11 protein-coding genes are annotated in these 14,676 nt (G+C 68.9%); 4 read left to right on the top strand and 7 right to left on the bottom strand.

The window, feature by feature from the left end:
• Positions 1 to 26 precede the first annotated feature (26 nt).
• The 5 genes from F8M74_RS18295 to F8M74_RS18275 all read right to left on the bottom strand — a co-directional run bounded on the left by F8M74_RS18295 (position 27) and on the right by F8M74_RS18275 (position 7,516).
• On the bottom strand, positions 27 to 1,814 hold the full coding sequence (locus tag F8M74_RS18295) for a CotH kinase family protein (protein WP_228559408.1): 1,788 nt from the start codon (positions 1,812 to 1,814) through the stop codon (positions 27 to 29).
• A 432-nt stretch (positions 1,815 to 2,246) separates the two neighbouring features.
• Positions 2,247 to 3,296 (bottom strand): SPFH domain-containing protein, encoded by a 1,050-nt coding sequence (locus tag F8M74_RS18290; protein WP_140865644.1) that lies wholly within the window; start codon positions 3,294 to 3,296, stop codon positions 2,247 to 2,249.
• Between the two features lie 198 nt (positions 3,297 to 3,494).
• On the bottom strand, positions 3,495 to 4,295 hold the full coding sequence (locus F8M74_RS18285; RefSeq protein ID WP_011555537.1) for an ABC transporter permease subunit: 801 nt from the start codon (positions 4,293 to 4,295) through the stop codon (positions 3,495 to 3,497).
• Positions 4,296 to 4,298: 3 nt separating this feature from the next.
• Entirely contained in the window at positions 4,299 to 5,216 is a 918-nt protein-coding gene (locus tag F8M74_RS18280) for an ABC transporter ATP-binding protein (RefSeq protein WP_090490174.1), read from the bottom strand.
• A complete protein-coding gene (locus tag F8M74_RS18275) occupies positions 5,213 to 7,516 on the bottom strand; it encodes a glycosyltransferase family 39 protein (protein ID WP_141254404.1) in 2,304 nt (767 codons plus the stop codon). Before F8M74_RS18275 ends, F8M74_RS18280 begins: the two co-directional genes overlap by 4 nt.
• Positions 7,517 to 7,782: 266 nt before the next feature.
• Between F8M74_RS18275 and F8M74_RS18270 the strand changes: the two genes are divergently transcribed.
• On the top strand, positions 7,783 to 8,994 hold the full coding sequence (locus tag F8M74_RS18270) for a hypothetical protein (protein WP_141254403.1): 1,212 nt from the start codon (positions 7,783 to 7,785) through the stop codon (positions 8,992 to 8,994).
• Positions 8,995 to 9,000: 6 nt separating this feature from the next.
• The gene (locus tag F8M74_RS18265) at positions 9,001 to 9,879 is read left to right on the top strand and encodes a hypothetical protein (RefSeq protein WP_141254402.1); all 879 of its coding nucleotides are present in this window, start codon (positions 9,001 to 9,003) and stop codon (positions 9,877 to 9,879) included.
• 82 nt (positions 9,880 to 9,961) lie between these two features.
• Here F8M74_RS18265 and F8M74_RS18260 read toward each other — a convergent pair whose 3' ends face one another.
• Together F8M74_RS18260 and F8M74_RS18255 are read right to left on the bottom strand one after the other, a co-directional pair.
• Positions 9,962 to 10,513, bottom strand: a complete 552-nt coding sequence (locus tag F8M74_RS18260) for a hypothetical protein (protein WP_141254401.1) — start codon at positions 10,511 to 10,513, stop codon at positions 9,962 to 9,964.
• Positions 10,514 to 10,603: 90 nt separating this feature from the next.
• Entirely contained in the window at positions 10,604 to 12,130 is a 1,527-nt protein-coding gene (locus F8M74_RS18255) for a rhomboid family intramembrane serine protease (RefSeq protein ID WP_141254400.1), read from the bottom strand.
• 135 nt (positions 12,131 to 12,265) lie between these two features.
• On the opposite strand from F8M74_RS18255, the gene F8M74_RS18250 reads away from it, so the two are divergent.
• Positions 12,266 to 13,984 carry an FHA domain-containing protein gene (locus F8M74_RS18250; RefSeq protein ID WP_141254399.1) on the top strand — a complete coding sequence of 573 codons (1,719 nt, stop codon included), beginning with the start codon at positions 12,266 to 12,268 and terminating at the stop codon, positions 13,982 to 13,984.
• 74 nt (positions 13,985 to 14,058) lie between these two features.
• The gene (locus F8M74_RS18245; protein WP_002634367.1) at positions 14,059 to 14,652 is read left to right on the top strand and encodes a response regulator; all 594 of its coding nucleotides are present in this window, start codon (positions 14,059 to 14,061) and stop codon (positions 14,650 to 14,652) included.
• Positions 14,653 to 14,676: the final 24 nt, after the last annotated feature.

The raw sequence follows: 14,676 nt of genomic DNA, 5'->3' as shown, positions 1-14,676 counted from the left end.
CCCCCCGCCCCGCCCGCGCCGGCGCCCTAGAAAGGACCGAAGCTCGCTTCCAGATGCTGGCGCACGTGCGTGGGCCGCTGCGTGGCGAAGTCACGCATCGCGTCCACGTAGTAGCGCCACGACTCCACGGACACCGGATAGCCCCAACGCTCGATGTGCGCGGGAATCTCCGCGGCGACCAGGTCGGCCAGCGACTCCAACTGCGCCGTCACGCGCTCCTCGCGGAAGGTGTTGTCCAGGTGCCACTGGAAGCGCGACACGAAGCGGCTCTTGAAGTCCGCGTTCGTCATCAGCTGGCGGATGAGCAGCACGGACCACTCTGGGAGTGCCTCGTCCGTCATCACCCGGGCCAGCGTGTCGTAGCCCGGGTCGCCGAGGAAGGCGTTGTCCAGGTCGTAGAGCAGCCAGCGCCAGCGGCCGTCCTTCGCCGCGGCCCCGCCGGACTCCGGCTGGACGTAGCGCCAGAACTTGACGTTGTTGTGGGGCCAGTCCGTGTTCGCGAAGAAGATCTCCGCGATTTGATAGTCGATGAAGTCGTCCACATCCATCATCGACTCCACGTGGGCCAGGTTCTCCGGCAGCGAGAGGTCGTTGTTCCGGACGAAGTCCAGCAGCGCCAGGTAGTGCGACTCGTCGCCTTCCTCGCCGGTGTCGAGCATCCCGTCCAACTCCAGGATGGCCACCTTCTTGCGGTCGATGCCGTGGCGCGACGCGAGGTAGTACTCGTCATACCGCTCGCGCAGCTCGTGCAGGCCCCAGTACTCGCCGTTGAGGTACAGGACCGTGGGGCGGCAGGCCTGCAGGTGCAGCGCCGTCTCCCGCAGCAGTCCCTGGAGCGCGCAGTCGCGAATCTTGGAGTACAGCAGGTCCTGGCCCGACGTGCGGACGATGAGCCGCGTGTATTCATCCAGCGCCTTGTCGGGGAACACCGCCGCGCGGAACGTCTTCGGCCCGTAGTCCTCCTTCGCGTACAGGCGCAGGCTCTTGTGCGGCAGCGCCGCGCTGCCCGAGCCGTGGATGCGCACGCCCGCCCCCTGCGAAATCACCGGCTGGCCTTCCACTTCGAACCACTCCACGTGGAGGGGGCGCTCCCAGTCCTTGCCACTCTGGTGATAGTTGCCGTTGCCCCACATCAAGTCCGGCATGGGGTCTTCCGCGTGAATCCGTCCGGGGACGTAGATGCCGTGCTCGAAGCCAAAGAAGTGTTCCGCGTCCACCGTCAGGGACAGCACCGGCAACGAACCATGTGACTTGTCGATGAGATAGCTCCGCGTGCCGGAAGCGCCCACAGGCGTGGCGTCCTGGAACTGCTGGAACCGCACCACGGCGGCGCGGCCCACCGGCCCGCGAGGCGGCAGCCATCGCCACTCCACCGGCGTCTCCGGCGGATTCGTGGGGATGAGGGACAGGGGCGCGGGCTCGCCCTGTGAACGCATCAGGACCAACGGCGAGGTGTAGATGGGCGAGTTGGCCGTCGGCGTCGAGCCATCCAGCGTGTAGCGCGTCGTCGCGGACTCGCTCGTGGGCAGCGTCAGCAGGGACGGGGGCTGGTAGAGCGAATGCGGCGTGGCGAAGTCCAACGGCTGGAGCGCCAGCGACGCGCGGGCCGGAGTGCCCGAGCCGTCATGGGCCACCACCTCGATGGAGTGCATCGCCGCGCCAGGCAGCCATTGGATGCTCCACTGGTCACCATTCACCTCGGCCCAGCCGAGCAGCATGCCGTCCACGTGGACTTCCACGGCCCTGATGTCGCCCTGCCCCTGAATGGTGCCCCGCAGGAAGCCGGACGCATTGTCCATGCCATCGATGGACACGTACGGAACGGACTGCTCTTCCCGCGGGTCTTCAATGGGCGGAACGACCGTCGCCGGCGGAACATCCTCACGGCAGGCGGACAGTGAAATGGTAAGCCACAACAACGCCGAGCGGGACTTGAAACGAAGGGGCATCAACGCCTGTCTCCCTGGGAACGAGCGGCCAGCGCCTGGCTGGCACGGGGACGTCCGGCCCGCAGGAATACGCACCTCCTGCGACACGTCCCACACGCGCCCGTGCACGGCGCGCGCCATCTGAGGCCCCTGGTGGGGCGCCCTGAAACGCACATCGCACGACGACCGCGGCGCCCCCTATGTAGCGCAGGGAACGTTTGAGGTCCATCCAGCCCCAGGGCATGTCAGGGAAAACACGAGAGCCCCCGCCCGGTGTCGGACGGAGGCTCTGGGTACCGCAGGGGTACACGAAGGGAACTACAGGAGCTTCATCAGCTCCGCGCGCTTCGCATTGTACTCCTCGTCACTGAGGACGCCCGCGTCCTTCAGCTCCTTGATTTCCTTCAGGCGCTGCGCCGGGCTGCGCGTGTCCGCCGGGGGCGCCGCGGGCGCGGGCTCCGGAGGCCGCTGCTGGTGCTGCTGCTGGTTCATGAACTGCTGGGCCATGCCGAAGCCCATGCCCATGCCCATGCCGCCCAGCGCGTTGCCCGCACCCCCACCGCCGTCACCGCCCTTGGCCATGCCCTCGGCCGCGCCGAGCATCGCCTGGCCCTGCGCGTACTGCTGGAAGCCACCGGCCAGACGCGAGTACGCCACGTCCTTGCCCAGCTTCTTCAGCGTCGCCTCGTCCTCCTCCTTGATGGAGACGTGGAAGTTGCCCATCCGCACCACGGTGAGGCCGTAGCCGTCCACGTGGGGCTTGAGCCCGGAGATGACCTCGGTCTCGATCTCCTCGGTGTACGCGCCGCTCGTCACGTCGAGCAGCGGCCAGCGCTTCTTGACGAGCAGCTCCGCGATGCGGTCGCGCGTCACCTTCAGCACCTGGTTCTTGAACCAGCCGAGCAGCTCGTCGTTGCCGGTGCGGCCCATGCCCACCAGGCCCACCACCAGGCGCTCAGGGTCCGTCACGCGGATGGAGAAGTCGCCGTACACCATGGTGCCGATGCCCAGGCCCGTCTCCGGGTCGCGCACGTCACCGATGGGGCCGCCGAACTTCACGCCGGCGAACTCCCGGGTGGAGACGAAGAAGATTTCGGAGATGAAGAGGTTGCCGCCCGTGAAGCCTTCGATGAGGCGGGACAGGAACGGGATGTTGTTCGTGTCCAGCGAGTGGCGGCCGGGCCCCAGCTTGCCCTCCACCTTGCCGTCCTTCACGAAGAGGGCGACCTCGTCCGCATCGACGGTGAGCTGGGTCAGCATCCGGACGTTGTTCTCCGGATACTTGTAGATGATGTCGCCCTTCGCCGAGTCCGCCCGGGCGATGAAGTTGCGCTTCGCCTCACCCTTGATGCTGTCGAAGATACCCATTGCCGTCAGCGCCTCCGTGGCCGCGTTGGCAGCCGGTCAACCCGCGCCGCCACCCCAACCCTTTTAAGAGCATGGCATCCCGGACGAAAGCGCGCGCGCTCGCGTACCGGCACCTGCTCGCAACATGCCAGTTTCACTGGCGAAAGCCTAGCCGCTCGGCAGGTTGGATGCCCTGGAAAGCGACGGCCGGTGTCCGCGCTAGCCCCAGCGGCTCACCAGCCGCTCGCGGTCCAACAGGCGGATACTGGCCCACAGCAGGAGGGCGTCCAACACCAGCACCACCGCACCCTGGAGCAGGTAGTAGCCGAAGCCCGCCTTGAGCACGCCCGCCACCTGCCCCCCCACCATGCCCACGATGGGCAGCACCACCAGCGCGGACAACTGCTGGGCCATGCGCGCCTCACTCACCCGGGCGGAGATGAGCACCGCCACCCCGTTGCCGAAGAAGGCGAACAGGGGTGCGATGACGAACACGCCGAAGGTCCACAGCGCGTTGGGCATCAGCGGCATCTTCACCAGCGGCCACGCGACGATGTCCACGCCCACACAGAACAGGACGAAGGCCGTCCACGTAATCGCCACGGACGGCACCAGCGCCGCCAGGCTCTTGCCCGTCACCAACTCCGCCGCCGTCACGGGAGAGGCCAGGAGCGGCTCCAGCGTGCGCCGCTCCTTCTCCCCCGCCACGCTCTGGGACGCGATGAGGATGGGCACGAACACCGGCATCACCAGGAACATGCCGAACCAGTCGGTGAGCGTCTTGTCGATGAGGAAACGCGCGGCGCTGGCGCCCAACGGCAGCGTGGGGTCGTAGAAGAGCGCCACGCTGCGCAGGTCCGCGTGGTCCGGCGTGCGCACGTACGTCCACACCACGCCAATGGGCACCAGCACCATGACGGCCGGGAGCACCATCATGGACACCAGCAGGCCCACGTTCTTTCGCAGGTCCAGGAAGTCCTTCCAGAACACCGCCAGGGCCCGCTTCGGGCGAAACGCCATGGGTTACCCCCTCCCCTCGCGCAGCAGCTCCAGATAGACCTCTTCCAGGGGACGCTGCGTGGGCACCGCGCTGTGCACCCGCGCGCCCGCTCCCACCAGGCACGCCACCACGTCGGGCGCCTGCGCATCGTCCGCCAGCATCACCCGCAGCTTCGGCCCTTCGGCCAGCACGTTGGGCGCGAAGGGCAGTTGGGCCAGCGCGACACAAAAGCGCTCCGCCTCCCCTTCCACGCGCACCTCCAGCGCCTGCCCCGCGTGCCGCAGCTCGCGGACCGGGCCCATGGCCAGCAAGCGGCGCTTCACCACCGCCACGCGCTCACACAGGCGCTCCACCTCCGCCAGGTTGTGCGAGCACAGGACGATGGTGCGCCCCTCCGACGCCAGCTCCGCCACGGCGTCGCGCACGGTGCGCGCCGACTCCGGATCCAGGCCGCTGGTGGGCTCGTCCAGGAAGATGACCTTCGGGTCGTGCACCAGCGTCCGGACGATGGCCAGCTTCTGCCGCATCCCCTTGGAGAAGCCGCCCACCGGCTCCTCCTCGCGCCCACCCAACCCGAAGCGCTCCAGGTAGTGCCGGGCCCGAGGCCAGGCCGCGGCTTCATCCAACTCATGCAGCTTCATGAAGAAGCGCAGGTTCTCCCGCGCGGTGAGCCTGTCGTAGAGGCCGGGCTGCTCGGTGAGCAGGCCCACCACCTTGCGCAGCGGCTCGCCGTCGCGGTCCACCCGGTGGCCCCACACGGTGGCCTCGCCCTCGGTGGGCTGAAGCAGCCCCGTGAGCATGCGCACCGTGGTCGTCTTCCCCGCGCCGTTGGGCCCCAGCAGGCCGAATACCTCGCCGGGCCGCACGTGGAAGGACAACGCCTCCACGGCCACCCGGTCTCCGAAGCGCTTGCCCAGGTCCTGGACGTGGATGCCGCTCAATCGATGGTCACCAGGACGAACTTGTTGTTGATGTCGCGGTCCACCGGCGTGACGACCTTGTCCGAGCCCACCGCGGTGCGCAGCAGGTTGAGCCGGTTGTGCTCCACCAGGGCCCACTCACGACCCGGCCGCTGCGCCAGGGCGCGCATGCGCGCGTTCGCGTCCGACACGCGGTACTGCTCCACCGTGTTCTGCGAGTAGAACGTCTCGCCGCGCCAGTTCATCATGTACGCGACGATGGGCTCGCCCGCCTGACGCTGCGCGTAGTAGCGCCAGAAGAGGTCGCGCTGCGTCCAGTGGTGGGACACGTCCACCCAGTGGTTCCAGTTGAACCAGAGGGCCATGCCCGCCGCGAGCACCCAGAAGGTGCCGAACAGCATCGCCCGCGCCCGCATCAGCGACGCCACCACCGCCATGCCGCCCGCCACCGCGAAGGTGAAGCCCAGCGTCTTCTTGATGTTGACGGGCTCCGACAGCGCCTTGAGCAGCGAGTCCTCCGCCGCCGGCTGGCGGAAGCCCCGCACCGCAAACGCGATGCCCACCACCGCCAGCACGCCGGCCAGTGTCTGGAGCGACGCGCGGCCTTCCGCGCCCGGCCGCATGGACTCCCACGCAAGATAGCCAGCCACCGCCAGCACCGCCACGCCCACCAGCGCCTTGGCGGACACCTGGGCCTGGGCGCTCACCGCGCCCAGCGTCGCCACGCCGCCCAGGAGCAGCATCAGCGCCACGGCGCGCGCGCTCGGCGTCGTCCGGGCCCGCCCCTTCGCGGAGAAGGCGTCGAAGGACAGGTAGACGCCGAAGGCCAGCAGCACCAGCGTCACCAAATCTCCCGTCCACAGCGGGCGCGAAGTGAAGAACGCGATGGGCTTCGTCACCAGGTCCTGCGGATAGGTCCGGTCGTAGTTGTAGACGAACAGGTCGGTGAAGATCTTCGGGTTCTCCGCGATGTTCTTCCCCACCAGGACGAAGAGCAGGAGCCCGAAGATGAGGCTCACCGCGTGCGCGGAGATGCCCTCCTCCCACAGCCGGTCGATGAAGAGCGCCAGGAGGACGGCCACGCCCGGCAGCACCGGGAAGACGTAGTGGTGGAACTTGGTGGCGCTGGACGACAGCAGCCAGAAGGCGAAGGCCACCCACAGCACCGCGATGATGGCCAGGTGGTCCGCCGCCTTCTCCGAGCGCAGCTTCAGCCGCGCCACCACCGAGAAGGCGCCGGGCAGCAGCGCCACCCAGGGGAAGATGGCGAAGCCCCCCTGCTCGATGAAGTAGATGAACGTGCCACCCGGCGTGGTGGTGTGCACGCCCGCCGTGAGGCGGTTGAGGTGGTCGTGGACGAAGAAGCGGTACCAGAAGAGCTTGCCCTCATCGTCCACGGAGCCGAAGAGGGACAGCGTCAGGTACCAGGGGCCCGCCACCGCGAAGAACACCAGGATGCCCGTGCCCAGGTGCATCTTGAACATCTGCCCCCACAGCACGGGCATGGGCTGCCGGCCCTCGCGCACGTCCTTGCGGAAGCGGGCCTGCGTGAGCCACTTCAGGTGCGCGTCCAGGCTGTCGCTGTCCCAGGGGATGACGGACAGGGCCGCGTACAACACCAGGATGACGGCGGGCAGGCCGACGCCCAGCAGGCCCTTGGCCAGCGCGGACAGGCCAGCGAAGAAATAGAAGCCGTACCACCAGGCGGCGCGGTGCTTCGTCGTCGCATCCAGTTGGCCGATGAGCGCGCACGCCATGGCGCAGATGAAGGTGGTGACGAAGGGCGTGTCCGTCACCGTCTGCCGCGTGAGCAGGAAGTACAGCGGCATGGTGGCCAGCACGAAACCAGTGGCCAACCCCGCGCGCCGGGACACCACGCGCGCCACCGCCAGTGACAGCAGCGCCACCGCGGTGATGCTCAGGAGCGCGAAGGGCATCCGCATGCCCCACTCCGTATAGAGGCCCAGCATCCCACCCGGGTTCGCCGCGCCCACCACGTTCATGCCCAGCGCCTGCATCCACATCGTGAGCGGCGGCTTGGAGAAGAACCACGAGCTTTCCCAGAAGGGATACACGTAGTCCTGGCGGACAATCATCATCCGCGCGACTTCGCCGTAGTGCGTCTCCCAGGGGTCCCAGAGCCCCACCGCGCCCAGGTAGGGAAGGAAGAGCAGGGCCGCGAAGCCCGCCGTGGCCGTCACGACGCGCAGACTGAGGGACAACTCCAGCCACCGCTTCGCCCACTTCGCCTGGAAGAAGTCCTTGCCGAGGATGGCCTCGGCGAAGGTCTGCTCCCGCTGCTGTTCGACTTCGCTCTCCACGGACTGAAGCTCCTTGAGTCGTTCCGGGCGGTGGGCGGCCCACCCTCGGCAGGACGCGGCGTTATATCCCCGCGGCCCCCTCCGGTCGACCACCGCCAACGGCCTCCGCCGTGAGCCTGACTGCGCGCCGCTGTGCAGGGAGATGTACACGACGGGGGCGCCAACCCCGCGAAAGCACGGCTCCTTGGCAGAGGCACGGCGCTTGAAACGCCCGGGGCCGGCGGTGCTTCCCGAGACCGACGGGAAATGGCCGCCGAGGAGACATCATGCTCGCCCCCGCAGTGTCCCTGGCTTGCGCCCTCTTGCTCGCGCAGCCAGGGAACGAGGCCCCCGTCCTTCACCCGCCCACCACCCCGCTTCCAGCCCAGGACTGGCACGCCCCTACGGTGTGCTTGCGGCTGCCACCGACGAAGAACGTTCCCTCCGGCGAGTGGCGGGCCCAGTGTGACGACACCGCTCAGGTGTGCCGGGTGTCCCCGTTGAGGGAGCTGGACGCCGAGGGCGTGGAGACGGACCGGCTGCAAGCGCGGGTGACGACCTGCTCCATCGCGTTCGATGAGGAAACGGCGGAGCGGGTGAAGGGTTATCGAATGGAGCTGGCCCGCGCGGCGGCCCCACCCGGCTGGTACCGCGACGAGCGCGGGCGGGTGATGCAGTTCAACTTCGACCTGAACCGGCGCGTCTGGCTCGGAGGCGCATGGGCGCCTCTGTGGCATGACGGCCAGGTGCAGGGCCGCATGCGCGCCGACTTCGGCATCGCGGTGGAGGCACCGTCCCAACGGGGGAAGCGGCTGCACCGGCTCCGCTTCCTGGAAACGGAGCTGCACCTGGGCGTGCCCTCGCTCGACCTGACGGCGGCGCGTTACGACTTCAGCGTCGAGCGCGACGACCCGCTCTTCCGCGTGACGACCTTCTTCGGCAAGCCGCGGCGGCATGACCTCCACCTCAACCTGGGCTTGTGGATGGAGACGCTCCGCGTGGAGGAGCTCGAACGCGGCGGCGAAGTGGGGCGCTTCCTCACCTGGGGCACGCTCCACGCCACGGTGGACCTGTGGCATTCGAAGGACCTGGTGTCCTATGTGCGCGTGCGCGCCGGTCCATCCTTCGAGCGGGACTACGCGAATGGCTTCAACACCTTCGTCCCCGGCGCGGCGCTCGAAGCAGACCTGACGCTGGACCGGGACGGCTTCCACCACCTGCGGCTGGGGGTGGAGGCGGAGAAGGTGTTGCTGGCCCCGGCCGTCGCGGGCCGCCCGCTGAGGCCGGAGCGGCTGCGGCTCCAGGCCGGCTACGAGGTCATCATCCTGGCCATCAACGACCAGCCGTTGAGCCTGCTCGTGGATGGCCGCGGCATGAAGCGTGGCGACATCACGGGCGTCCCCGAGCAGTGGGAATGGTCCGCGTCCGCGGGCCTGCGCTTCTCCCTCTGGGCTCCCGCGCGCCGCTCCGCGCCCATGGCCACGTCCGTGAAGGAGTAGGCCTCCATGCTGATGCTCGGACTGGCGCTGCTCCTGGCCACCGCTGCGGACGTGCCGAGGGGCGTGCCCGATGACGACGCCTGCGTGGCCCTGGACGAACGCGGTGAGCGCTACCCCATCTGCTTCGACCCCGGCGACGGGTTCGTGGTGGGCACGCGCATGCGACTCAGCGGCTCGGCGATGGCGCAGGCGGTGCGCACGGGCGTGCACATCCGAAGCGGACGCAGCAGCCGGAGCAAGGGCTCGCCCTGGTTCAACAACCACCGGCTGCTCGGTCTGGACGCGTGGGATGGGGAGCAGCGTGGGCTCACCTTCACCGCGTATGACGGGACGCTGCGCCGACACCTGGAGGAAGGCTTCATCCTGGTGCCCACGGCGCGGCCGGCGCGCATTCCCTTCCCCTTCGACGTGACGGTGGCGCTGCGACTGGGGCACCTGGAGCGCCGCGTCTGGGAGGGCCCCGGTTGGACCTTGGAAACGGGACGGCTGGGCCTGCTGCTGGACCCGATTCGCGCGGAGACGGAGCGGGTGTGGTTCGGCGTGGGGCCCGTCGCCGGGCACGCAGTGCGGCGTTCCCGGGAGGGCGTCTCGCACACGGTGGCGCCCTTCACCGAGCTGATGTTCGACGCGGGCCTGGAGTCACGGGACGGACTGTGGGCCCTGCGAGCATCGGGGCTCGCGGGCTGGAGCATCGGAATCGAGCGAGGGCTGTACTTCCGCGCCAGGACGGACGTGGGCCTGGAGCGCGTCGTGCTCGCGGTGGCGGACCAGCCCGTGGTGCTCCAGTTGAGCGGGGCCTATGTCCACCGGGACGCGGGGCTGGCCCGGCGCAGTGAGTGGACCGCGAACGTCGGGCTCGCGGTCCGCGTTTTCGGCGCCCGATGATGCGAACAACGACTTCCTGCTCAAGGACGAGGACTGAAGCCCGGCGCCCGGGCGCTCCCCCCAAGAAGCGCCCGGCGCTGGCTCACTTCGGCTCTGTCGGCGTGACGGCGCCGTTCAACACGTTCACGAGCGTCGCCCCCAGCGCCACAGGCGGGTAAGGCACCGCGGAGAGAACGGAGGTCGCCGAGTCGATGACCGCGTGCGCCTTCTGCGACGGCGTGGACGTAGGGTTGGTGAACACATCCCGCGTGTTGGACAACGAGGACAGCGCACCGAAGACGTTCAGGAGCGGCACGGCCTTGCCCACCGTCTTCGCGACGGTCGTCGAGGGCATCGACGAAGGCATGTTGCCCTGCAGCCCATCCTTGATGACGCGGACGCCCGACTCGAAGGTGTCCGCCACGTTGATGGCGTTGTTCGCCGTGCCGGACATGCTGCCCACCTGGCTCATCACCGAGTGCGGCGGCGTCTGGACCTGCTCCGAAGTCCCGCTCTTGCCTCCCACGCTCTTCGCGCCGGTCGCTCCGAGCTGAAGTGCGTTGACTGTCCGGTCCCCGATTTCCACCCCTGTGGCGCCCAGGTTGACGGGCGGCTTGCTGGGCGAAACGGTCGACTTTCCAAAAATCCTCATCATGGTGTCCCCCCTCTGCGTGTGCCACTGGCCTACATTGGGGCTGTCTGCGATGATTCTCGGGAGTTTCACCTACATTTTCCGGCCTGATTTTCAGCGGTGCGGCGCAGCCTCCAGCACCGTCCGCAGCGCGAGCTCCGCAGCGCGCAGCCGGGCATCCTGAGGGTCCACCCGGCGCGCTTCCACCAAGCGCTCCAGGGCCCGCGCGACGTTGCCGCGTGACAGCTCACAGCGCACACCCGCCTCCAACGCGCCCGTGTCCCAAGGCCCGTACACCCGCGCCTCCGCGGCGGCGTGACACCCTTCCTCCACCCGCGATGCCTCCAGGAGCGCGCGCGACAGCTCGACACGCGTCTCCACATGAGCGGGCGCCAACCGCACGGACTCGCTCAACGGCGTCACTGCTTCCTTGGGAAGGCCCAGACGGCGCAGCACTCCGCCCAATGCCCGCAGCGGTCCCGGCGCCCCCGGAACGAGCAGCGCTTTAGCCCGCGCCTCGCGCAGGACGGACGGTTCGTCGAAGCGCACCTCCGCCACCATCCGGTCCACCACCTCGCGGTAGGCGGGGTACACCGCGGGCCAGGTGAATACCAGCCGGTACACCCACTCCCCCCGTGGCACGAAGAGCGCCATCAGATGAGTGGGCCCCCCTGGCCCCTCCAACTCCGCATGCAGCCGCTGCGCGATCCGCCCGCCCACGCGCGCCGCCGCCGGCCCCGTCACCTTCAGCATCCGCCCCTCGGGGCTCGGAGCGCCCTGCACCAGCACCTCCTGCTGGAACTGCCCCGCCTGGACCGAGCCGTCTCCTGGCTCTCCTGTCTCGATGGCCTCCACTGAGAAGGTCGCGCGGCCACGCCCCGGCAGTCCGTTGGAGAAGGCCCACCGGCCCTGCCCGTCCACGTCGCCCCGCCAGTCGCGCGGCAGGGCCACGGAGATGCCAAAGCCGTCATCTCGCTCCGTGCGCCAGACGGAGCGCTCCGCCACCACGCCCCCCGTCAGCACCACCGCCGCCACCACCATTCCCATCGGGCGCAGCCAGCCCGTGTCCGGGCGCCAGCGCGGCTCCAGGAAGACGCCGGCCAGCAGCCCCGCGAGCAATCCGCCCAGGTGCCCCGCGTTGTCCACGCCCACCGACGTCCACCCCATCCATAGGAAGACGAGCACCGTGGGCACCGCGGCCTCGCTGGACATCCACCGCGCCGGCAACTTCGCCCGGTGACGCCGGCCCAGGACAAGCAGCGCCCCTAGACAGGTGTACACGAGCCCAGAGGCCCCCACGCTCACCGCCCCGGAGCTGCCGAGCGAGCCCGCCATGGTGGCCAGCCCCCCCGCCACCAGCAGCGCCGCGTAGTCCCGGCGCCGGCACAGGCGCTCCAGGCCGCTTCCCGCCGCCAACAGCACCAGGACATTGAGCGCCAGGTGGAGGAAGTCCCGGTGCAGGAAGTGGGCGGTGACGAGCCGCCAGACCTGGCCCGCGTCCACCACTAGAGGCCCCGCCTTCGCGCCCCACCGCAGCAGCGTGTCCAGCCCCACCGGCCCCGCGGCTCGCGCCGCGCCGTGGATGCCCACCAGCACGGTAGCGAGGATCAACGTGAGCCAGGGCGCCCCCCCAAGTCGCATTCCACCGGCCGATTGACCGATGGACAACAGCCTCGCCTGCCCCTCTTCCTCGGGAGAAAGTCGTGTCTTTTGAGGGGGATACATGGCTTGTACAGGGAAAGGCCGTTCTGCTATGACTGTACGCGGATCGGACCCGTGCTGAAGCTCATCATCGAAGACGACGAGGGGCGCAAGACCGTTGTTCCCTTCGTGCGTGACGAGATCACCATCGGCCGTCAGGAGGGAAACACCATCCGCCTGACGGAACGGAATGTGTCTCGCCGTCACGCACGATTGGTACGACTCAATGGCCACGTCGTAGTGGAAGACCTGGGGAGCTATAACGGCACCCGGATCAACGGCGAGCGAATCGCGGGTCAGTCGCCCCTGAAAGAGGGTGACCTGGTCCAGATTGGCGACTACGACCTCGCGCTCCAAGCCGAGGGCGTGGCCAATGCCGTAGGCCCCATCACCACCAAAGTGCCCGCCCGCCGGCCGGAGCCCGAGCCGGAGGAGGACGACTCCGACGACGACGAGCCGGAGGAGAGCGAGCACACCCCGCCCTCCCTCAGCGCCGCGGACGCGCGCCGTCACTCCACCTCCATCATCCGGTTGGACCAGGTGGAGGCGGATCGGCCGCGCAAGGTGCTGGACGTGGCTGCCGAGGACGCTCCCCGCCTGCTCGTGCTGTCCCCGGACGAGCTCAAGGGCCAGGAGTTCGCCTGCATCCGCACGGAGCTGCGGATCGGCCGCACCGACGACAACGACATCACCTTGGATCATCGGTCGCTGTCGCGCACCCACGCCAAGCTCGTCCGCGAGGACGCGGGCGAGTGGCGCGTCATCGACATGCAGTCCGCCAACGGGATGACGGTCAACGGTGAGAGCTACGCACAGGCCACGCTCGCCACCGGTGACGTCATCGAACTGGGGCACGTGAAGCTGCGCTTCGTCAGCGCCGGTGACGCGTCGGACGACGTGGCCGCGGGTGGCGGCTCGCGCTCGAAGCTGCCCCTGGTGGCGAGCCTCGCAGCCCTGCTGCTCGGCGGAGGCGGCGGCGCCTTCTGGTACATGAACCAGCAGGGCACCCAGCCGACGGCGCCCCCCGTCATCGCGCAGACGCCCACGCCCCCTCTCGACGAGGCTCCTCGGCCGACCATCGAGGAACAGGCCGCGGCCAACGACACCCCGCCCACGACGGCGGCGGCGCAGACGCCTGAAACGCCTCCGCCCCCACGTGGCCCCTCCATGGAGGAGCAGCGCGCGGTCGCTGACAAGGCGATTGCGGCGCGTGACTTCGACACGGCCGTGGACGCGCTGGAGCGCATCAAGGATGCCAACGGCCAGCGCCCCCGTGACGTGGAGACCCGGCTCGACGAGGCGCGCGCCGAGCAGTTGATGAAGCGGCGGCTCGACGACGTCCGCAAGGCCCTGGGCGACGGCAAGCTGCCGGAGGCCGAGGAAGCCCTGCGCGAGAGCGCCGCCACCAAGGCGTTCGCCAAGGAGTATGCGGCGCTGAAGACGCAGGTCGCCGAGGCCCAGAAGAAGGCGGCTCCGCCCGTCGCGGTTCCCACCTCCGGCACGGAGAAGGCGCCGCCCGCCGCGCAGTCCGCGGCGGCCAAGGCCCAGGCGGACGGCTTCGAGCACATCAAGGGTCTGCGCTACCGGCAGGCCATCGAGCAGTTGAACAAGTGCCTCGACCTGGAACCCACCCGCGCCGAGTGCCACCTCTACCTCGGGTCCGCCTACGCGAATGACAACCAGCCCGAGAAGGGCGCGGTTCACTACAAGCGATTCCTGGAACTTGCGCCCAATCACGCGTACTACGAGCGCGTGAAGGGTTTGGTCGAGAGTTACGAGAATCCCAAGAAGTAGTGGTCTGCCGGAATCACCCTCGCCCCCCGGGGGTATTCCGGTCCCATGGCACTGAACTGCAGCGAGGAGACGCTGTGCAGATTCGCATCCTGGTAGTTGATGATGAGCAGGACAACTGCGACTACCTCAAGCTGGTCCTGACCCGTGAAGGCTACGAGGTCGTGACCACGACGGACCCCACCCAGACGGTGGAAATCCTCCGGGGCTCCGACTTCCACCTCGTCATCCTCGACATGATGATGCCGCAGATGTCGGGCACCGAGGTGCTGGAGCAGATTCGCAAGTACGACACGGACGTGGCCGTCATCGTCGCCACCGCGTACCCCACGGTGGACACGGCGGTGGCCTCGCTCAAGGCGCAGGCTTCCGACTACGTCAAGAAGCCCATGGAGCCGGAGCAGTTCATCACCGCGGTCCGCAACGCCCTCCAGAAGAAGGGCTTGTCCCAGGACCCGGAGGCGGACCTGCACCGCGCCATTGGCCGCACCATCCGCGACGCACGCAAGACGCAGGAGCTCACGCTCAAGCAGCTGGCGCGGCGCACGGGCCTGTCGGTGTCGCTGCTGTCGCAGATTGAGCGCGCGGAGTCCTCCGCCTCCATCTCCTCGCTGTACAAGATTGCCTCGGCGCTGCAGCTGCGCATGGGCGAGCTCTTCGGCGATACCTGATGTCGCCGTGGCAGTGCCCCGCCG

This window comes from Myxococcus sp. CA023 (assembly GCF_010998615.1).
Classification (GTDB): Bacteria; Myxococcota; Myxococcia; order Myxococcales; family Myxococcaceae; genus Myxococcus.
Note: the sequence above shows the minus strand (reverse complement) of the source record. Positions and strands in the feature narration are given on the sequence as shown.